Here is an 18,218-nt window from a genome sequence, read left to right as displayed (position 1 = left end):
CCCCGTCGTGACAAGGGCCAGCAACGCGACTCCCACCCACACCCCTGGTCTGCGCATGCTCATCGGACGGGCCGGAGCGCACCGGGGGTTGCCGGGGAAGCCGAAACGAGTTGCCCGCTAGTCCGAAACGAGATGTTGGAAGGCCTGGAGGTTCGCCAGCGACTCGCCGCGCGACACCCGCCACGCCCACTCCCGCCGGATCGCGTCGGCGAACCCGATCTCGAGCAAGGGGTTGAAGTCGCCGTCCGCCGCCTCCAGCACCTGCCCGAGCACGCGGTCCAGCTCGTCGGGCGTCACGGCGTGCTTGCCGACCCGTCCGACCAGGTAGATGTCACCCTCGGCGTCGATCGTGTAGTGCACGCCGTACAGCCGTGCGTTGCGACGCAGCAGGAACCGGTACACGTCCTCGAACGACTGGTCCGGACGCCGGCACACGAAGGCCTCGACGACCAGCGCGTGCTTCGTCTCGACCAGCCACAGGTTGGTCTGGAGCTTCTTGGTGCCCGGCAGCGTCACGAAGAACTTGCCCGGCTCGCGCCGGTCGTACTTCAGCTCCCGCTCGTCCAGAAAAGCCTTGATGACGCCATCGATGCTCAAGCGAAAACCTCCCGGCGGAACACTTCTCCCGCCTCTTGATACCCCGCCAGCAGGGCGTCAGTCGTGCGGTCCCACGAGAAGCGTCGCGCATGCCCGACGGCGTTGCTCGCCAGGTGCTCCCGCTGCGGCAACGCGACCGAGCCGATCGCCCTGGCCCACTCCCGCGGCTCGTGCCCGTGCACGAGCACCCCGGAGATGCCGTCGTTGACCGCCACCGGCAGCCCGCCGACGGCCGCCGCGACCACCGGCGTCCCGCACGCCTGGGCCTCCAGCGCCACCAACCCGAACGACTCGTTGTAGCTCGGCACCGCGACCAGGTCGGCGGCCCGGTAGACCTCGGCCAGCTCCGGCCCCGGCTGCGGCGGCAGGAAGCGCACGACGTCCGTGATCTGCAGCTCAGCGGCCAGCTCTTCCAGCGCCTTCGGTCGTTCCGTGCCGCTGCCGGACGGTCCGCCGACGATCAGCACCACCAGCCGGGACCGCAGCCCGGGATCGCGCACGAGCATCTCCGCGGCGGCACGCAGCAGCACGTCAGGAGCCTTCAACGGCTGGATCCGGCCGACGAACGCCAGCACGACCGCGTCCTGCGGGATCCCGAAGCGTCGCCGCGCCCGCGCCTGGTCACCGGGCGTGAAGCGATCGAGGTCCACGCCGGGTGGCACCACGGCCACCTTGGACGGCTCCGCGTCGTAGAGCTTGATCAGCTCGCTGGCCTCGATGTCGGTGTTCGCGACGAGCCGGTCGGACTCGCCCACGACCTGTTCCTCACCGATCACCCGCATCCGGGGCTCCGGAGCGTCCCCCTCGGCCAGCGCCAGGTTCTTCACCTTGGCCAGCGTGTGCGCGGTGTGCACCAGCGGCACGCCCCAGCGTTCCCGCGCCAGCCAGCCGACCTGCCCGGACAGCCAGTAGTGGGAGTGGATCGCGTCGTAGTAGCCGGGCTCGTGGCGTGCCTCGGCGCGCAGGACACCTGCCGTGAACGCGCAGAGCTGGCCGGGCAGCTCCTCCTTGCCCAGGCCCTCGAACGGACCTGCGGCGACGTGCCGGACGCGCACGCCGGGCGCCAGCTCGGCCACGGGAGGCAGCTCCGACGACGTGGCGCGGGTGAAGATCTCCACCTCGACACCGCGCTGGGCCATCCGTGTGGCCGTCTGCACGATGTAGACGTTCATCCCGCCCGCATCACCCGTCCCCGGCTGTTCGAGCGGCGAGGTGTGCACTGAGAGCACCGCGACGCGCTTCATCGGGCGACTCGCAGGAGATCGGCGGTGAACCGCGCGGGCCGCTCCAGGAAGGGCGCGTGCGCGGTGTCGGGGTACAGGCTCAACTCGGCTCCGGGGATCAGGGCGGCGGAGTACTCGGCGGCGGCAGGGGCGACCACCTCGTCTTGAGTTCCGTGCACGACCAGGGTGGGCACGTCCACGGCCTTCAGCACGTCGGCGCTGCCCACATCCCTGCGGAACAGCTCGCCTCGCACTTTATGGCTCACGGAGGTCGCTGAGGCAGTGAGCTTGGCGACGGTCTCACCAGGCAGGAAAGGCGCCATGGCCTCGCAGAACTTCGCCATCACGACGTCGTCGGTGATCGCGCCGGGCAGCGCGTCCCGCATCACCGGCCCGGTCTCGCCTCCAGGGCGACCGCGGCCGATCTCGGTGATCGCGCTCACGAACACCAGCGCGTCGACCAGCGCGGTGCCGTGGAAGCGGAGGTAGTCGGCGATGACGAGCCCGCCGTAGGACCAGCCGACGACGGTCGCGGGTCCGGTGTGGTCGAGCACGGCCTTGAGGTCCGCGGCCCACTGGGCGGAGTCGCGGTAGTCGCCGAAGTCTTCTGATTCGCCGTGTCCTCGCAGGTCAACGGCGTAGGTGTGAAAATCGGGCAGGTCCCAGACCGCTCCCGTCTGCGCCCAGCCGTGGATCAGCACCACCGGTGGCGCGCCGGGCCTGCCTGCCTCACGTACGGCCAGTCGTCCCCCGCCGGCCGCCGCAACGTGTGTCAGATGCACACAAGTACGAACGACCTGGTCGGGGGACGCATTCCCGCCGGTCCTACTTGATGGCGGACTTGCCCTTCCACTGGTCCCACGAGAGCTGCCAGTCGTACCAGTCGAACTGGGCCGGCAGCGTCGTGATCGAGCCGGTCACCTCGACCGGGTCACCGACCAGCGCCGAGTCGTAGTACGCCTTCGCGTCGGCTTCCAGCAGGTTCGCGCAGCCGTGCGAGGTGTTGTTGCTGCCGATGTTGGCCGCGTTGTCGTTGTTCTCGTGGATGAACTCGCCGTGGTTGGAGAACCGGACGGCCCACTTCTTCACGACGTTGGTGTAGCCGTAGCGCGGGTTGTCGAACGAGAACGTGTCGTTCTTCGCCATGACGACGAACGTGCCGTTCGGCGTCGTGAGCTCGGGGTCGGCGTCCTTGCCGAACGACGCCGGGTAGTCCGCGACCTGCGCGCCGTCCCGGAACACCTTGAGCCGGTGCGTAGGGTTGTCGATCTTCACGACCTGGTTGCGGCCGACGGTGAAGTCGCTGGTCACGTCGGCCTTGCCGAACGCGCCGCCGCCGTAGTTCACGCCGTAGAGCTTGGCCTCGACCTTGACCGTGGTGTTGGCGGGCCAGTACTTCTCCGGCCGGTAGTGCACCTCCTGGGCGCTGAGCCAGGCCCACGAGCCCTGGACGTTCGCCGAGTTCGTGACCTTGAGGGCCTTCTCGACGGTCGCCTTGTCCTGCACCGGCGCCTCGAACTTGACCATGATCGGCGCCGCGACGCCGACGGTCTGGTTGTCGGAGGGCCAGAGCGTCGCGCGGGTCTGCGAACCGGGCGCGACGGTGGTGAACGAGCCCTTGAGCTCGACCGGCTTGCCGTCGGAGCCGACGGCCTTGCCGTTGTAGCTGTACGTCTTGCCGTAGCCGAGGGGCTCGGCCGTCGTCCAGCCGGACTTGTCCTCGGTGAGGGTGCCCTTGACCTCGGCGCCCTCAGGTGACTTCAGTGCGACGGACTCGATCTTGCCGTCCACCACGGTGACCTGGACCGGGGTCGTGACCTGCACGTCCTTGGTTCCGTCGACCGGGGACAGGGTCACCTTCGCGGACGGCAGCGAGCTGTCCGCCTTGGGTGTACCCGCCTCGACACTCGAGCAGCCGGTCAGCAGCGTCAGTCCGGCGACCAGCGCGACAAGTGTTCTCTTCACGGTTTCGACCTCCCACCATGGTGGACGTCCAGAACCCCATCGAGGTGTGAGTGATGTCAGTCACACCCTGTTCGGCACCTACGATCGAAGTCGTGAATCGACCTGTCGCAGTTGTGACCGGAGCTAGCGCGGGCATCGGCGAGGCCACCGCGCGCCGGTTGGCCGCCGAGGGCTTCCACGTCGTGCTCGGCGCACGTCGTCTGGACCTTCTCCACGTTATCGCGAAGGAGATCGACGGGACGGCCATCGAGCTGGACGTCACCGACGAAGCCTCCGTCGCCGCCTTCGCGGACCGGGTACCCCAGGCGAACGTCCTCGTGAACAACGCGGGCGGTGCGCGCGGGCTCTCGACCGTCGCCGAGGGGAACGCGGACGAGTGGCGCTGGATGTGGGAGGCGAACGTCCTCGGCACCCTGCTGGTGACCAAGGCGTTCATCCCGAAGCTGATCGCGTCCGGGGACGGGCACATCGTGTCCGTGACGTCCATCGCGGCGTACGAGGCCTATGACAACGGCTCGGGCTACACGAGCGCCAAGCACGCCCAGTCGGCGCTGCACCGCACGTTGCGCGGCGAGCTGCTCGGCCAGCCGGTGCGGATCACCGAGATCCAGCCGGGCATGGTCGAGACGGACTTCTCGGCGAACCGGTTCGGCGGCGACACCGAGCGCGCGGCCAAGGTCTACCAGGGCATCACGCCGCTGGTCGCGGACGACGTGGCGGACGTGATCGCGTTCGCCGTCACCCGGCCCTCGCACGTGAACCTGGACACCATCGTGCTCAAGCCGCGGGCCCAGGCCTCCGCGACTCGGGCACACCGGGAGTGAGCAACTCCACGTCCAGCTGACGCAGGACGGGCTCGATGGGATTCGCGAACCCCGTCGAGCCTGATCCGGCGACGTACAGGCCCACCACGAAGTTGTCGGCGTCGACCAGCACGGCACCACTGTCTCCGTGGTCGCCGAAGCGTTCGGACGAGTGGACGCGGATCTGGTCGCGCAACGTCCGGACGCCGATCCCGTCGCCGAAGTCGAGTCTGAGCGTCGAGTCCGTCGACTCGATCACGCCGTACGTGAGTTCGGTGGTGCGACCGCGTTTGCGCACGGTCGAGCCGATCTTCGCCCGAGCGCTGCCCATGATCGCGCCGACGTCGAGCACCTCCGCGCGGAACGGCCGGGCGCCCATCCGCAGGCCCGCCGCGGACACGGACCCCGCGAGCGCCGCCCGGTCCAGCACGGCGATCTGGTCGGCACCGGGCACGCCACCGTCCACTCGGGACGGATGCACGAACTCGTCGCCCACCGACCACGAGTCGTCGACACACCCGACGTGGAAAGTGGTGAGCCCCAACACCTTGCGAGACTCGTCACGGGTGAGGACGAACGCGCCGAGCGTGCCCGCGATCACGTACTCGCCGGCACGCTCGACCTCGGGCGGCACGACCCTGAACGACCTGGCCGGGCCGATGCCGATGCCCCCGCGCAGCACCGGATGCCGTTCCGCCGCAACGGGTTGCTCGTCTTCGGCGCGCGTGATCCTGGCGCGGTGCAGCACGATCGACTCGGCGACGACGTCCGTCGGCACGCCGCCGACCTCCACCGGGATCTGCTGCGGATGGTCAGGTCCCTTGGCGCACACGTAGACCACGATCGCGGCCTTGCCCGTCGGGCGTCCGCCGGTGACCTTCTCGCCGATGTCGACGCCGATCACTCCGGGCCGCGACAGGAACTCGTCTTCGACCATGCGCTTGACCGGCCTGATGACCTCTCGCGCGTTCTCGTCGAGGTAGCTCATGGCAACCCCCGTTCAACAAGCCCTACCTCAATGAAACACGGGAAGTAGCGGTTCGTCACACGGAGTCACCCGGACGGACTTACAGCTGAACGCCTACGAAGACCGGTTCCGGGTGCAGCTCCACGCCGAACGCGGCCCGCACGCCGTCGCGCACCTCGCGCGCGAGGTCGAGCAGGTCCTCGGTCGAGGCTCCGCCGCGGTTCGTCAGGGCCAGCGTGTGCTTGCCGGACAACGACACCCGGCCGCCGGGGCCCTGGTGACCCTTGCGGAACCCGGCCCGTTCGATCAGCCACGCGGCGGAGAGCTTCTTCTGGCCGTGGCCCGCCGGGTAGCTCGGCACGTCGACGTCGGCGCCGAGGCGTTCGGCGATGCGGATCAGCACGCCGCTGAACGTCGAGTCGTCGATGATCGGGTTGGTGAAGAACGAGCCCGCGCTCCACGTGTCGTGGTCGGTGGCGTCGAGCACCATGCCCTTGCCGCGTCGCAGTTCCAGCACGGCCTTGCGGGCGGCGTCCGCCGGAACGCGATCACCTTGCGCCACACCGAGAACGCGCGCCAGCTCGCCGTAGCGGATCGGCGCGGACATGCCCCCGGAGGTCAGCGAGAACCTGGTGCGCAGGACGACCGCGTTGTCCGTGCCCTTGAGGACGCTGGTGCGGTAGTCGAGGCCCAGCTTGGCGGCGGGCACCTGGTGCACCTTGCCGCTGCGGCGGTCCAGCAGGTCCACCGACTGCAGCACCTGGGAGATCTCGACGCCGTACGCGCCGACGTTCTGCACGGGCGTGGCGCCGTTGAGGCCCGGGATGCCCGACAGGCACTCGAGGCCGCCGAGGCCCTGCGCGACCGCCTCGGCGACGACCGCGTCCCACTCCTCGCCCGCCTCGACGGTGAACTGGACGATGCCTCCGCCCAGCGGGTCGAGGCGGAAACCCTTGGTGGCGACGTGCACGACCGTGCCGTCGAAGCCGCCGTCGGAGATCACGAGGTTGGAGCCGCCACCGAGCACGAGGACCTTCTCGTCGGCGGCCGCGTCGGCTGTTCGCACGGCTTCGACCAGCTCAGCGGCGGTCGTGGCGTGGACGAACCGCGCGGCCGGGCCACCGAGTCGGAGCGTGGTGCGCTCGGCCAGAGGTACGGACTGCGTGGTGGTCACAGACGTCAACGGTAGCCTCCGCGACATGGCACGCCGCATCGAGCACCACACCACGTCACCCCATTCGGCGGAGAAGGTCTACGGCGCGATGGTCGACGAGACCTATCTGCGCGACCGGCTGGCGTCGATCGGTGGCCCCGGCGCCGCGCTCGTGACGTTCTCCAGCACCGACGAGCAGACGTCGTACCAGCTCAAGCAGGGTGTGCCCGCGGAGCACGTGCCGTCGGCGGTCAAGGCCGTGCTCGGCGGCGACCTGGTGATCCAGCGCACGGAGACCTGGGCTGCCGGTGCCGGCACGGTCGAGGTGGCGGTCAACGGTGTGCCCAGCCGGCTCGAAGGCTCGTTCACGGTCCTGGACAACGGATCCGGCTCGAAGCTCACCCTCACGGGGGAGGTCAAGGTCAGCATCCCGTTCGTGGGCGGCAAGATCGAGAAGCTGATCGCCGAGCAGGTCGTCGTGCTGCTCGACAAGGAGAGCGAGTTCACCTCTCAATGGCTCGCAAACCGCGGCTAGCGGCCGGCCGGGCCCGCGCGCTCGGCGTTGCGACCCGCGGCACGACCAACCCGAACCGCCTGCGCCGGGTCGACCGGTGGATGACCGGCACGCTCGGCGGCTTCCTGGCCGACGCGGCCGATCCGCTCGTGGTCGACCTCGGGTACGGCGCGACGCCGATCACCACCGTCGAGCTGGCCTCCCGGCTGCGGGTCGTGCGGCCGGACGTGCGCGTGCTCGGGCTGGAGATCGACGCCGACCGGGTCGAGGCGGGCAAGGCCGTCGCGGATCCGCCCTTCCTGGACTTCCGGCGCGGTGGCTTCGAACTGGCAGGTGCGCGGCCGGTGTTGTTGCGCGCCTTCAACGTGCTGCGCCAGTACACCGAGGAGCAGGCGTTCGAGGCGTGGGACACGATGCTCGGTCGCATGGCTCCCGGCGGGTTGATCGTCGAGGGCACGTGCGACGAGATCGGGCGCCGGTGCACGTGGGTGACGTTGTCCGCGGACGGGCCGTTGCGGTTCACGCTGGCGTGCAAGCCGTCCGGCATCGACGTGCCGTCCGACCTGGCCGAGCGGCTGCCCAAGGCGTTGATCCACAAGAACGTGCCGGGCGAGCGCGTGCACGCGCTGCTGGCCGAACTGGACGCCTGCTGGGCCACCGCGGCGCCGTTCGCGCCGTTCGGGCCTCGGGCGCGGTGGGTGGAGTCGGCGCGGCTGCTGCGCGAGCGCGGCTGGCCGGTGCTGGACGACCGGCGGCGGTGGCGGCTCGGCGAAATCACGCTCGAATGGGCGGCCGTCGCGCCCTAGGGTGGGTTTGTGGACTTCGTCGCGCAGGTCGAGACCCAGGCTTCGCTGATGCGTTCGGCCGCCGTGAAGGCAGGGCCGGACGCCTCCGTTTCCTCGTGTCCTGAGTGGACGGTTCTCGATCTCGTGCGGCATCAGGCCGAGGTGCACACGTGGGCCGCGCAGGCCGTCGCGACCGCGCCGGACGACGGCCGGCCGAAGTGGCCGAAGGCGCCGCGGGAGTGGGACGAGGCGCTTTCCTGGTGGGACAGCGGAACCTCCCTGCTCCTCGAACGGTTGCGCTCCACGCCGCCCGACCGGCCGGCATGGACTTTCCAGGGCCCCTCACGCGCTGACTTCTGGGCGCGCAGGCAGGCGCACGAGACGTCGATCCACCGGTTGGACGCGGAGCTGGCGACCGGCCACGAGCCGCCGACGCTGCTGTTCGACCCGGAGTTCGCCGCGGACGGCATCGACGAGTTCCTCACCATCATGGTTCCCCGGCAGCTGGTGCTCGGGCGCGTCATCGAGGCGACCGGCCGGATCCTCGTGCACGCCGCCGACGCGGGCCGCACGTGGGAGGTCTGGCTCGCGCCTGGCGAGGCACCGGTCGTGACGGGAGTGCACGACTCGGCCGTCGACGCGGACGCCACCCTCGCCGGCACCGCCGACGCGATCTACCGCGCGCTGTGGGGCCGCCCGAGCCACGCGATCGTGACCGGAGACGAGTCCCTGTTGGCGGCTCTGCCCAGGGCGTGAATACTTCTGCGGCGTGTCATCGCCTGAGCGTCGCTATGTGATCACCTTCGGCTGCCCGGACCGCACCGGCATCATCGCGAGGATCTCGTCGTTCCTCGCGGACAACGGCGGCTGGATCGTCGAGGCCGCCTACCACACCGACCCGGAGACGGGCTGGTTCTTCACGCGCCAGGAGGTCCGCGCGGACTCCCTGCCGTTCGGCGTGGACGAGCTGCGCACCCGGTTCGCCGAGGTGGCCGCGGCGCTGGGCGCGCAGTCGACGTGGACGGTGACCGACACGGGCTCCCGCAAGCGCGTGGTCATCCTCGTGTCTCGTGAGGGCCACTGCCTGTACGACCTGCTGGCCCGCGTCGCGACCGGCGAGCTCGACGTCGAGGTGTCCGCCGTCATCGGCAACCACCCGGAGCTCGGCGACATCACGCGCGCGCACGGCATCCCGTTCCACCACGTGCCGTTCCCTTCGAACGACCCCATGGGCAAGCAGGCCGCGTTCGCCCAGCTACGCGAACTGGTGGAGAAGCACGACCCACACGCCGTGGTGCTCGCACGCTTCATGCAGATCCTGCCGCCGGAGATCTGCGCCGCCTGGACCGGCCGCACGATCAACATCCACCACAGCTTCCTGCCGTCGTTCATCGGCGCGCGCCCGTACCACCAGGCCCACCGCCGCGGCGTGAAGCTGGTCGGCGCGACCTGCCACTACGTCACGGCCGACCTGGACGCCGGGCCGATCATCGAGCAGGACGTGATGCGCGTGCACCACGGCGACTCGGTGGCCGACATGGTGCGCAAGGGGCGCGACATCGAGAAGGTCGTGCTGGCGCGCGGGTTGCGGTGGCACCTGGAGGACCGCGTGCTGGTGCACGGCAACCAGACGGTGATCTTCTAGCGGCTGGTGGGGATCACCTGGGGCGTGCGAGGTCCCCACTTCTGCTCCATTTCGGGGCGGAGGTGGAAGGTGCCCGAACGGATCTCCGTGCCGTCGGTGCGGCGGACCACGTAGGTCGGGTAGTAGGTGTCCCACGGGCCGAGCCAGCAGTCTCGCTCACCGATCTCGACGATCTCGTCCACGACCTGGTCGGTGACGGCCTCGGCCTTCAGCGTGACCTCGAGGCGCAGGTGGTAGTCGTCGGGCGCGAGGCCCTGCGAGTACTCGTAGTCCGCGTCGGCGACCTCCTGGCGTGCCTCCCAGTGGTCGACGATCTGCTCACCCAGGCCTTCGAGCTCCCGCGAGGTCTTGCTCTCGGGCACACAACCGGTCAACAGCAACAACATCAGCACCACAGGCAAACGCACCGCACACCCCCAGGCCGTGATCATGGCAGGGGTGCGCGGTGCGCGGGAGCGGTTTTCAGATCTTGTTGGCCGCCTTGCTCACCGCCTCGACCAGCCACCCCGCGTCCTCCGCCGACATGACGGCGGGCGGGGTGAAGCAGACCGTCCGGCCGCGGAAGTCCGCGAGCACGCGCGACCTCAGCAACTCACCGGTGAACACGTCGGCGGCGTGCTTGTCCGGCAGCTCGACGCCGAGCAGCAGCCCACGCCCGGTCGCGTGCGCCTTGCCCGCGACGACGGCCCGCAACCCGTACAGCAGTTCGTCACCGAGCAGCTTGGCGCGTTCCACCAGGCCTTCGGAGGCCGTGACGCGCAGGCAGGCGTTCACGGCGGCCGAAGCCAGCGGTGACACGGCTTCCGAGCCGCGCAGCAACGGCACCTCGACCTCGGCCGTGGCGACCACGGCGGCGATCGGCAGCACGCCACCGGACAGGCCCTCGCCGACCAGCATGATGTCCGGCGTCACGCCGTCCAGGTCGACGCCCCACCACACGCCGAGGCGGCCGAGGCCGGAACGCGTCTCGTCCACGACGAGCAGGGCGCCGGACTCGCGGCACACCTCGGCCACGGCGCTCAGGTAGCCGGTCGGCGGGAGTGAGGCGCCGCGGACCGGTTCCACGAGCACGCACGCCGGTGGGCCGGAGGCCAGATTGGCGCGCAACGAGTCGATGCCGCCGTACGGGACGTCACCTGTGGTCAGCACGCGTGGGCGGCCGTTCGCCTGTGCGAGGGCAACGGCGAACTGGGCGGCCTCGGAGGCCGAGGCGAAGGTGTGGATGTGGTCGAGCCCGTTGGGGGTGACCAGGTCGAGCATCAGACGGTCCAGCAGGGACGGCCGGCGCACCTGGCCGACCACGGCCTGCACCACGGCCGGGTGGGCGTGGCCGAGAAGAGGGACTCCGTACCCGCCGCAGTCGAGGTACTCGACGCGGTGGGGATCTACCACTCGTGCGCCACGAGCGGCGCATCCTGTCAGCAGTTCGGTGGCCATTGCGGGGAACCTTTCCAGGGCAGCGCGGCCCGTGGCCGCTCGTCGGGATGGCGAGCGGACCTCAGTTCCCATAACTCATTCGGATTCCAGGCCACGTTGGTTCGCCCTGGGCATAGGCTTTTTCTCGTGCGGATCGAAATCACCAACCTCGACCAGCTGCGGGCAGCCCCTGACCTGCGCAAAGCCGTCATCATCGGGCTGGACCTCACTCGCGAGGACGTGCGGGTGCCGTTGGACGGCGCGCTGCTGCTCGGCTGCACCCTCAGCGAGAGTATGCAGCGCCGGGCGGAGGCCGCGGGATCGTTGATCTTCCCGGTCATCCCCGACCTGCCCTACGAGGTGTACCGGTCGTCCCTGTACACGCCGAAGGAGCTGTTCGCGGGCTTCGACCCGGCGAACCCCAAGTCGTACGCCGACACCCCGGACGCCGAGATCTACCGGCACAGCAAGCAGCAGGGCCACCACCCGGACCCGTTGCACGCGCTGGCCGAACGCCTGCACGACCACTCGATCACCGAGGCCCTCGACGAGACGCTGACGGGCTCGCCGGTCGCGGTCATGGGCGGCCACGCGCTGGCCCGCGGCACGGACGGCTACCGCAACGCGGTAGCACTGGGCGCCGCACTGGGCCACGCGGGCTTCACCGTGCTGACCGGCGGCGGACCGGGCGCTATGGAGGCCGTGCCGCTGGGCGTGCGGCTCGGCGAGGTTGACCAGGACGTCCTCGACGCCATCGCGCAGGCCCCGTCGTTCGGCCACGACGACGAGTCGATCGGCCGGTGGCTCGCGGCGTTCCCGGAGATCCGCAGCTTCGACACCCCGCGCACGATCGGCATCCCGACCTGGTTCTACGGCCACGAGCCGCCCAACCCGGCCTGCGAGCTGCACGCGAAGTACTTCGCGAACTCGGTGCGCGAGGAGGGCCTGCTGACCGTCGCGACCGGCGGCATCGTCTACACACCGGGCAAGGCGGGCACGGTCCAGGAGGTCTTCCAGGACTTCACGCAGAACTACTACGGCAGCGTCGGCCCCGCCGCGCCCATGATCTTCCTGGGCAAGGCCTTCTGGACGGACGAGATCCCGGCCGCGCCGCTGGTGATGAAGCTCGCGGCGGGCCGGGAGGCCGAGCAGTGGATCCTCGTCACGGACGACGTGGACGAGGCGATCGCACTACTGCAGAAGTACCAGTCCTAGTCACTGGTAGCGGTAGCCCGACGACGAGCAGACGATGTCGCCACCGGTGCTGCGGTTCCAGGTGCAGGGGAAGCCGTTCAGCACGCTGTCCTCGTAGTAGTCCTTGTTGCACTGGCCCCAGTTGCCCGTGCCGAGGCTGGTGATGCAGGTGCCGTTGCGGTACAGCGAGCCGTTGCGGATGTTCTCCCAGTACACACCGGCGGACGCGCCGTCGGAGTCCTGGTCCTGCACCCACCAGTGGTCGCCGCCCTTCTCGTAGCAGATCTCGACGGCCGTGTAGGAGTGGCACGTCAGCTGCGAGCGGGGCGGCAGCGTGCCGGCGACGGCGAACTCGACGCCGTCGGCCGCCACGCCGATCTCGGACACCGCCTGCACCGACGTGGCCTCCGCCGAGGCGGTCGCGGGCATCAGGGAGCCCATCACGGCCAGGAAGGCCATGGAGACTGCGAGCACGAGCTTGCGCATAGAGATTCCTCCAGTTCGTCAGGGTTTCCCGCCTCGAAGCGAGGCGGAAGTCGAGTGGGCTCAGCCGATCTCGCTGAGCGGAACGGCGAAGATCGCTCGCCGGTCGATGAACGTGCTGCCGTCCTCGGTCCAGGCGTGCTCGGTGACCGTCCAGAGCTTTCCGGCGGTGATTCCCGGGCCGTGCTCGTGATAGAGGTCCTCGCCACCGATGGCCCAGCTGTGGGTGTCCGTGGCGCCGTTCACGACGCCCGAGTGCATCCAGCTGTGGTTGCGGTTCGAGCTGCGACCGAGGTAGTAGCGGCCCTCCCAGGTCTGCACGCCCTGGAGGTTGCTGCGCGGCACGGTCACCACGTCCTGCGGCACGGCTTTGCCGTTGGTGAGCACGAGTTGCCGGGACGAGGCGTCCACGCGGTAGCGGGCCACGCGGCCACCGTCGACGGCGGCGTCGGTGCTGCGCTCGTTGCGGTACTCGCCGACGACGAGCGTGTCCGGCGTGGTGCTGCGGTCCAGCGACAACGACGAGAAGCACAGCTGGGAAGCGCTCGGCACGCAGTCCGTCCGCACGGACTGCCGGTACCAGCCGACCTGCGGCAACACGTACTTGTAGTTGTAGGCGTAGTAGTTGCTGCCGCTCTTGCCGATGCTGTCCTGCGCGTCGGACACCTCCAGAAGGCGTTCGACGTCGAACACGCGCAGGCCGCCGTCGGTGTCGGCCACGTAGAGGTAGTGGCCGAGCCAGGCGAGCCCGCCGGCGTGGATCGGCACGGCCTTGTAGTTCGCGTTCGCGGTCGGCTCGACCAGCAGCACGTGCCGGTACTTGCGGTTCTTCATGTCGACGAACGAGACGCGCACGCCCTTGTCCGGCGCGGAGTCGTCGTAGTGCCAGCTGACCAGCAGAATGCGGTTCTCGCCCCACAGGCCGTCGTCGTCCGCGTCCGACGAACCGGTGACGCCCTGCGGGATCCAGTAGTCGACCTTGCTGTCACCGGGGTCCCAGCAGAACTTCTCGCTGCTGTGCAGGATCTGCCCGGACGTCAGCGGGTAGTCCGTTCGGCCGTAGTTCTCCGGGAGTGCCTGCTGCTGCGCGTTGTTGCAGGACGCGATGTCCCGGTTCGCGTCACGCAGCAGGGCGGCGACCGACGTCGTGGTGCCGACCGCGGACTGCAGCTGCGCCGCCGAGGACTCGAGACTCCAATCGGGCGTCAATGCGAACGCACCCGTTGGGCGGCTGTGGATTAGGTCGTCTGCCGCCTCTTGTGCCTGCACGGGCAACGCCGCGCTCAGCGCACCCGTCAACGCCACTAGAAGTGCTGTGCGCCAGCGTCTGGTCATCATCGCTCCTGCTCAGCCCGAAGTCGTTGCGGCACCAGGTTTAGAGCGGGTTGAGTTGATCAGGCAGTGGCGCAGGCGCTTTTCAATCAACTCAGATCAACTGGAGTTCGAGTGGGTAGACGAGAGCGGCCGATCGATCCCGAGGAAGGCCCGGTCCAGCGATTCGCCTGGGAGCTGCGGCAACTGAGAGAGAAGGCAGGCTCGCCGAACTACCGGACACTCGCCCTGCGCGCGCATTACTCCGCCACGGCGCTCTCGCAGGCCGCCGCGGGAGAACAGCTGCCGTCGCTCGCGGTGGCGCTCGCGTACGTCCAGGCATGCGAAGGCGATGTGACCCAATGGGAGCAGCGCTGGCGTCAAGCCGCCGCGGGCGAGAACGACTCGACGCCGTACCTCGGGCTCACGGCGTTCGGGATCGAGGACGCGGACCGGTTCTTCGGACGGGACGACCTCGCCGCCGACATCGCCGGCCGCATCCGGAGACAACGCGTCGTCGGCGTGTTCGGGCCGTCCGGATCGGGCAAGTCCTCGTTGATCCACGCCGGGGTGCTGCCGGCTCTGACCGACTGGACGGTGCTCACCGCGACACCGACGACCTGGCGCGGCGGCCAGGCCGATCTCGTGGTGGTCGACCAGTTCGAGGAGCTGTTCACCCACTTCGACAGCGCGGTCGACCGGGAGGCGTTCGTCGCGTCGCTGTTCGACGGCGGCAATCGGGTGTTGCTCGCCGTGCGGGCGGACTTCCTCGGTCACTGCGCCACGGTGCCCGCCCTGGTGGACGCGTTGCGCGATGCCCAGGTGCTGGTCGGGCCGATGACCGACGACGAACTGCGGGCCGCCGTCGAACTACCGGCGATGCGCGCCGGGCTGAAGGTGCAGCCGGACATGCTCGCGGCCGCGATGGCCGACGTGCGCGGGCAGTCGGGCGCGCTGCCGTTGCTGTCGCACGCGTTGCTGGAAACGTGGCGAAGACGCGAACGCGGCCGGCTGACCCTCGACGGTTACCGGGCGAGCGGCGGGGTCACCGGCGCCGTCGCCGCCACGGCCGAGAGCACCTACGCCGAGCTGTCCGTGCGCGGGCAAGCCGTCGCGCGCGCAGTGCTGCTCAGGCTCGTGCAGACGCACGACGACGTGAACGACCTGCGCCGCCGGGCTCCGCTCGATGAGGTGATGGCGGCGGGCCGGCCGACCGACACCGCGCACGTCGTGAACGTCCTCGCGAACGCACGGCTGATCGTCGTCGCGGACGGCGTTGTGGAGCTCGCACACGAAGCACTGGTACGCGCGTGGCCCCGATTGCGGCAGTGGATCGACGACGACCGGGAGGCGTTGCGGCTGCACCGCGACTTCACCACCGCCGCCGCCGCGTGGCAGTCGGCCGGCCGCGATCCCGGCGAGCTCTACCGGGGTGCCCGGCTCGCCGCGATGCGCGAACTGGCAGGCCGGATCGAGTGGCCGGTGTCGTCCAACGACCTGGAACGCGAGTTCCTGCAGGCGGCGGTGGACGAGGAGAGCGCTTCCAGACAGGCGGCGGACCGGCAGTCCCGCCGGTTGCGCACGCTGGTGAAGTCACTGGCCGTGCTGACCGTGGCGTGCCTGGTGGTGACGTCCGTGGCCGTCGTGCAGGGCAACGCCGCGCTGAGAGAACAGCAGGTCGCCGAATCACGCCAGATCGCGGTGCAGGCACAGGACCTCAGCGCGTCGTGGCCGGACGCGGCCGCGCAACTCGCCGTGGACGCCTATCGCACGTCGGCGACCGCCGAAGCGCGTGGAGCACTGCTGAGCACTGCGGCCTACAAGCCCGCGCGGACGGTGTTGAAGGATCATCGCGGGCCGGTTCGCGCGGTCGCGTTCAGCGCGGACAGCTCATTGTTCGCCACTGCGGGCGATGACCACTCGGTGCTGCTGCGGGCGCCCTCTTCCGCTGCCGCACCGGCGATTTTGACGCAGCACAACGGCGCCGTGCGTGCTCTCGCGTTCATGCCGGGCGGCACGACCCTGGTGTCCGCGGGTGACGACCGGCGAATCACCTTGTGGGACACCAGAACGCACCTGCCGTTGCGGACCACCTCTCTCGACGCCGCAGTACGAGCTCTTGTGCTCTCAGCGGACGGATCGACCGCCGCAGTCGCGACAGCCGACGGCCTGATCTCCTTGTGGCGCACGGATGAGTGGACACGGACGGGCACGATCCTGCACGAGCTGGGTGAGGTCCACGCGTTGTCGTTGAACGGGTCCGTGCTCGCCGCAGGTGGCGAGAAGGGCACGTTGGTGGTGGAGAACGGCGTCGCGCGCACGTTCACCGATCACGTCGGAGCTGTCCGCACGGTTGCGTTGAGTCCAGACGGCCGTGTGCTCGCATCCGGCGGAGACGACCACCAGGTGGTGCTGCGGGTGCTGGCGACCGGCAAGACGTCCGGGCTGCGCAGGCACGTCGGCGGCGTGCACTCGGTGCAGTTCGACGCGACCGGCACCAAGGTCGTGTCGACCAGCGACGACGGCAGCATCCGCTGGTGGACGGTGCCCGACGGCGGGTGGCTGACCGGGTTGATCACCCGCACGCATCCGTTCTACGTGGCGGCGCTCAGCCCGGACGGCAACTGGTTCGCGGCGGGCGGCGACGAGAGCGTGAGCCTCTGGAGCCTGCCGCTGCCCCCTCTGACCGGCCACACGAGTCCGCCGGACGGCATCGCGCTCTCCCCGGACGGCGCGGTGCTGGCCACCGGCGGGCGCGACCGGATGGTCCTGCTGTGGAACCGCGAGGGCAAGCAGATCGGACGCATCGACGTGCCCGCGCACGTGACGGCGCTGGCGTTCCGGACCGCGGCCGAGATCGTGGTCGCCGACACGCGCGGCGCGCTCTCGTCGTGGCAGACCGACGGCCGGCTCCTGCACACCTGGCAGGGGCATCGCGGCGCGATCAAGAGCTTGGTCCTGTCCGGCGAACGCGCGGTGACCAGCGGCGTGGACGCGACGATCGTGGTGTGGGACCTGAACTCCGCGGAACCCGGCCGGCCGCTGCCCGCGGCCCACTCGGGTCCGGTGAACACCGTGGCGTTGCTCGGCGACCTCGTGATCTCGGGCGGAGCCGACGGCCGGGTGCTGCGGTGGGCGGGCGACCAGGTCGAGGTCGTCCGGGAGACCGGCCCCGCGGTGAAGTCGATCGCCGCCGTACCGGGCTCGGACCTGCTGGTGGTGGGCGACGCGGGCGGGGAGGTCGCGTTGTGGGGCCGCGACGGCAGGGCGCGCACACTCGTCACCGGCCGAGGTGCCATCGGAGCGGTCACCGCCAGCCCGGACGGCACGACCGTGGCGGCGGCCGCGAACGACAGCCTGATCACGTTGTGGCAGGTCGCCGACGGCGCGCAGGTCGCGACGCTGACCGGGCACACCGGCCCCGTCAACGCCGTGCTGTTCGACTCCGACGGCGACCTCACGTCGTCCGGCCCGGACCCGCGGGTGATCAGGTGGAACCTCGACCCGGACCAGGTGATCACCCGGCTGTGCGCCTCCGGTTGCTAGCGCGCCAGATCGGGAAGGATCTCGGCCCCGGTGAGCTTCATCAGCACGTCGCCGGGGATGAGGATCTTGCTGCCCCGGATGCCGCTGCCCACGATCAGTTCGGGGGCGGCGGCCACCTCCGGCGAGACGAGGATCGGCCAGTCCGCGGGCACGCCGACGGGCGTGATGCCGCCGTACTCCATGCCGGTCAACGCCACGGCCTCGTCCATCGGCGCGAACGACGCCTTGCGCGCGTCGAGCCGCTTGCGGATGACGCCGTTCACGTCCGCGCGCATGGTCGCCAGCACCATGCAGGCCGCATAACGGACGACCTCGCCGCGTTTGCCCGCGACGACCACGCAGTTCGCCGAGGCTTCCAGCGGCGAGCCGTAGTGCGCGCAGAACTCGGCGGTGTCGGCGAGGGTCGGGTCGATCTCGGCCACGGCGACACGGTCAGCGCCGTCCAGGGTCTTCAGCGCGAGCGCGACCGGTTCCGGAACGAGGTCGAGGCGAGACAGCACAGGTACGGGTTCGAGAGACCCGGCGATGGTCCACACGCCGCCCATCCTGCCAGCCCGTCCCCCTGGCTTCTTTCGCACGCAGGGCCCCCGCGTACTGCCTGAGAGTACGAAAGGTC

At 70.0% G+C, this 18,218-nt stretch carries 18 protein-coding genes; 7 read left to right on the top strand and 11 right to left on the bottom strand.

Annotated elements, in window-relative coordinates:
• Positions 1–117 precede the first annotated feature (117 nt).
• The 4 genes from BM417_RS42765 to BM417_RS42750 are packed head-to-tail and all read right to left on the bottom strand — an operon-like array spanning position 118 to position 3,785.
• Positions 118–597 (bottom strand): type III secretion system chaperone family protein, encoded by a 480-nt coding sequence (locus BM417_RS42765; protein WP_093605831.1) that lies wholly within the window; start codon positions 595–597, stop codon positions 118–120.
• Positions 594–1,841, bottom strand: a complete 1,248-nt coding sequence (gene mshA, locus BM417_RS42760; protein ID WP_093605830.1) for a D-inositol-3-phosphate glycosyltransferase — start codon at positions 1,839–1,841, stop codon at positions 594–596. The genes BM417_RS42765 and mshA overlap by 4 nt, the downstream gene beginning before the upstream one ends.
• Positions 1,838–2,602: an alpha/beta fold hydrolase gene (locus tag BM417_RS42755; protein WP_245822744.1), complete on the bottom strand. Its 765-nt coding sequence runs from the start codon at positions 2,600–2,602 to the stop codon at positions 1,838–1,840. The genes mshA and BM417_RS42755 overlap by 4 nt, the downstream gene beginning before the upstream one ends.
• A 43-nt stretch (positions 2,603–2,645) precedes the next feature.
• Entirely contained in the window at positions 2,646–3,785 is a 1,140-nt protein-coding gene (locus BM417_RS42750; protein ID WP_093605829.1) for a L,D-transpeptidase, read from the bottom strand.
• A 92-nt stretch (positions 3,786–3,877) separates the two neighbouring features.
• On the opposite strand from BM417_RS42750, the gene BM417_RS42745 reads away from it, so the two are divergent.
• The gene (locus BM417_RS42745) at positions 3,878–4,609 is read left to right on the top strand and encodes an SDR family oxidoreductase (RefSeq protein ID WP_093605828.1); all 732 of its coding nucleotides are present in this window, start codon (positions 3,878–3,880) and stop codon (positions 4,607–4,609) included.
• Here BM417_RS42745 and BM417_RS42740 read toward each other — a convergent pair.
• Together BM417_RS42740 and BM417_RS42735 are read right to left on the bottom strand one after the other, a co-directional pair.
• Positions 4,563–5,576, bottom strand: coding sequence for a chymotrypsin family serine protease (locus tag BM417_RS42740; RefSeq protein ID WP_093605827.1), 1,014 nt, complete (start codon positions 5,574–5,576; stop codon positions 4,563–4,565). The two genes, BM417_RS42745 and BM417_RS42740, sit on opposite strands and share 47 nt — an antisense overlap.
• 79 nt (positions 5,577–5,655) lie before the next feature.
• Positions 5,656–6,756 carry a UDP-N-acetylmuramate dehydrogenase gene (locus tag BM417_RS42735; RefSeq protein ID WP_245822742.1) on the bottom strand — a complete coding sequence of 367 codons (1,101 nt, stop codon included), beginning with the start codon at positions 6,754–6,756 and terminating at the stop codon, positions 5,656–5,658.
• On the opposite strand from BM417_RS42735, the gene BM417_RS42730 reads away from it, so the two are divergent.
• Genes BM417_RS42730 through purU form a run of 4 tightly spaced genes read left to right on the top strand, consistent with a single transcriptional unit; the run spans position 6,755 to position 9,652 of the window.
• Positions 6,755–7,243 carry a DUF2505 domain-containing protein gene (locus BM417_RS42730; RefSeq protein ID WP_177320932.1) on the top strand — a complete coding sequence of 163 codons (489 nt, stop codon included), beginning with the start codon at positions 6,755–6,757 and terminating at the stop codon, positions 7,241–7,243. The two genes, BM417_RS42735 and BM417_RS42730, sit on opposite strands and share 2 nt — an antisense overlap.
• Positions 7,222–8,028, top strand: coding sequence for an SAM-dependent methyltransferase (locus BM417_RS42725; RefSeq protein ID WP_093605825.1), 807 nt, complete (start codon positions 7,222–7,224; stop codon positions 8,026–8,028). Before BM417_RS42730 ends, BM417_RS42725 begins: the two co-directional genes overlap by 22 nt.
• A 9-nt stretch (positions 8,029–8,037) precedes the next feature.
• On the top strand, positions 8,038–8,763 hold the full coding sequence (locus tag BM417_RS42720) for a maleylpyruvate isomerase family mycothiol-dependent enzyme (RefSeq protein WP_245822740.1): 726 nt from the start codon (positions 8,038–8,040) through the stop codon (positions 8,761–8,763).
• Positions 8,764–8,800: 37 nt separating this feature from the next.
• Positions 8,801–9,652 (top strand): formyltetrahydrofolate deformylase, encoded by an 852-nt coding sequence (gene purU / locus BM417_RS42715; RefSeq protein WP_322789059.1) that lies wholly within the window; start codon positions 8,801–8,803, stop codon positions 9,650–9,652.
• On the opposite strand, the gene BM417_RS42710 is transcribed toward purU, so the two are convergent.
• The gene (locus BM417_RS42710; RefSeq protein ID WP_143139065.1) at positions 9,649–10,059 is read right to left on the bottom strand and encodes a hypothetical protein; all 411 of its coding nucleotides are present in this window, start codon (positions 10,057–10,059) and stop codon (positions 9,649–9,651) included. The two genes, purU and BM417_RS42710, sit on opposite strands and share 4 nt — an antisense overlap.
• Positions 10,060–10,114: 55 nt before the next feature.
• Positions 10,115–11,089 carry an aminotransferase class III-fold pyridoxal phosphate-dependent enzyme gene (locus BM417_RS42705; protein ID WP_177320931.1) on the bottom strand — a complete coding sequence of 325 codons (975 nt, stop codon included), beginning with the start codon at positions 11,087–11,089 and terminating at the stop codon, positions 10,115–10,117.
• Between the two features lie 126 nt (positions 11,090–11,215).
• Here BM417_RS42705 and BM417_RS42700 point away from each other — a divergent pair, with 126 nt between their 5' ends.
• Positions 11,216–12,283, top strand: a complete 1,068-nt coding sequence (locus tag BM417_RS42700) for an LOG family protein (RefSeq protein ID WP_093605821.1) — start codon at positions 11,216–11,218, stop codon at positions 12,281–12,283.
• On the opposite strand, the gene BM417_RS42695 is transcribed toward BM417_RS42700, so the two are convergent.
• Together BM417_RS42695 and BM417_RS42690 are read right to left on the bottom strand one after the other, a co-directional pair.
• Positions 12,284–12,748 carry a hypothetical protein gene (locus BM417_RS42695; protein ID WP_093605820.1) on the bottom strand — a complete coding sequence of 155 codons (465 nt, stop codon included), beginning with the start codon at positions 12,746–12,748 and terminating at the stop codon, positions 12,284–12,286.
• A 60-nt stretch (positions 12,749–12,808) separates the two neighbouring features.
• Entirely contained in the window at positions 12,809–14,080 is a 1,272-nt protein-coding gene (locus tag BM417_RS42690) for a hypothetical protein (protein WP_143139064.1), read from the bottom strand.
• Between the two features lie 111 nt (positions 14,081–14,191).
• Here BM417_RS42690 and BM417_RS42685 point away from each other — a divergent pair, with 111 nt between their 5' ends.
• Positions 14,192–17,602: a WD40 repeat domain-containing protein gene (locus BM417_RS42685; protein WP_093605818.1), complete on the top strand. Its 3,411-nt coding sequence runs from the start codon at positions 14,192–14,194 to the stop codon at positions 17,600–17,602.
• Here the strand turns inward: BM417_RS42685 and BM417_RS42680 are convergent.
• Entirely contained in the window at positions 17,599–18,147 is a 549-nt protein-coding gene (locus BM417_RS42680; RefSeq protein WP_093605817.1) for a YbaK/EbsC family protein, read from the bottom strand. The genes BM417_RS42685 and BM417_RS42680 overlap by 4 nt on opposite strands.
• Between the last annotated feature and the right edge of the window lie 71 nt (positions 18,148–18,218).

It is taken from the genome of Lentzea waywayandensis, from assembly GCF_900115955.1.
In the GTDB taxonomy this organism is placed as follows: Bacteria; Actinomycetota; Actinomycetes; order Mycobacteriales; family Pseudonocardiaceae; genus Lentzea; species Lentzea waywayandensis.
The sequence above is the reverse complement of the archived record's forward strand: the minus strand, read 5'-3'. Positions and strand labels throughout refer to the sequence as shown.

What these genes read in the sequence shown, in the direction of transcription:
- mshA (WP_093605830.1), bottom strand. Translation starts at nt 1,841, where the DNA reads ATGAAGCGCGTCGCGGTGCTCTCAGTGCACACCTCGCCGCTCGAACAG.
- BM417_RS42740 (WP_093605827.1), bottom strand. Translation starts at nt 5,576, where the DNA reads ATGAGCTACCTCGACGAGAACGCGCGAGAGGTCATCAGGCCGGTCAAG.
- BM417_RS42730 (WP_177320932.1), top strand. Translation starts at nt 6,755, where the DNA reads ATGGCACGCCGCATCGAGCACCACACCACGTCACCCCATTCGGCGGAG.
- BM417_RS42735 (WP_245822742.1), bottom strand. Translation starts at nt 6,756, where the DNA reads ATGTCGCGGAGGCTACCGTTGACGTCTGTGACCACCACGCAGTCCGTA.
- BM417_RS42725 (WP_093605825.1), top strand. Translation starts at nt 7,222, where the DNA reads ATGGCTCGCAAACCGCGGCTAGCGGCCGGCCGGGCCCGCGCGCTCGGC.
- BM417_RS42705 (WP_177320931.1), bottom strand. Translation starts at nt 11,089, where the DNA reads ATGGCCACCGAACTGCTGACAGGATGCGCCGCTCGTGGCGCACGAGTG.
- BM417_RS42695 (WP_093605820.1), bottom strand. Translation starts at nt 12,748, where the DNA reads ATGCGCAAGCTCGTGCTCGCAGTCTCCATGGCCTTCCTGGCCGTGATG.
- BM417_RS42690 (WP_143139064.1), bottom strand. Translation starts at nt 14,080, where the DNA reads ATGACCAGACGCTGGCGCACAGCACTTCTAGTGGCGTTGACGGGTGCG.
- BM417_RS42680 (WP_093605817.1), bottom strand. Translation starts at nt 18,147, where the DNA reads ATGGGCGGCGTGTGGACCATCGCCGGGTCTCTCGAACCCGTACCTGTG.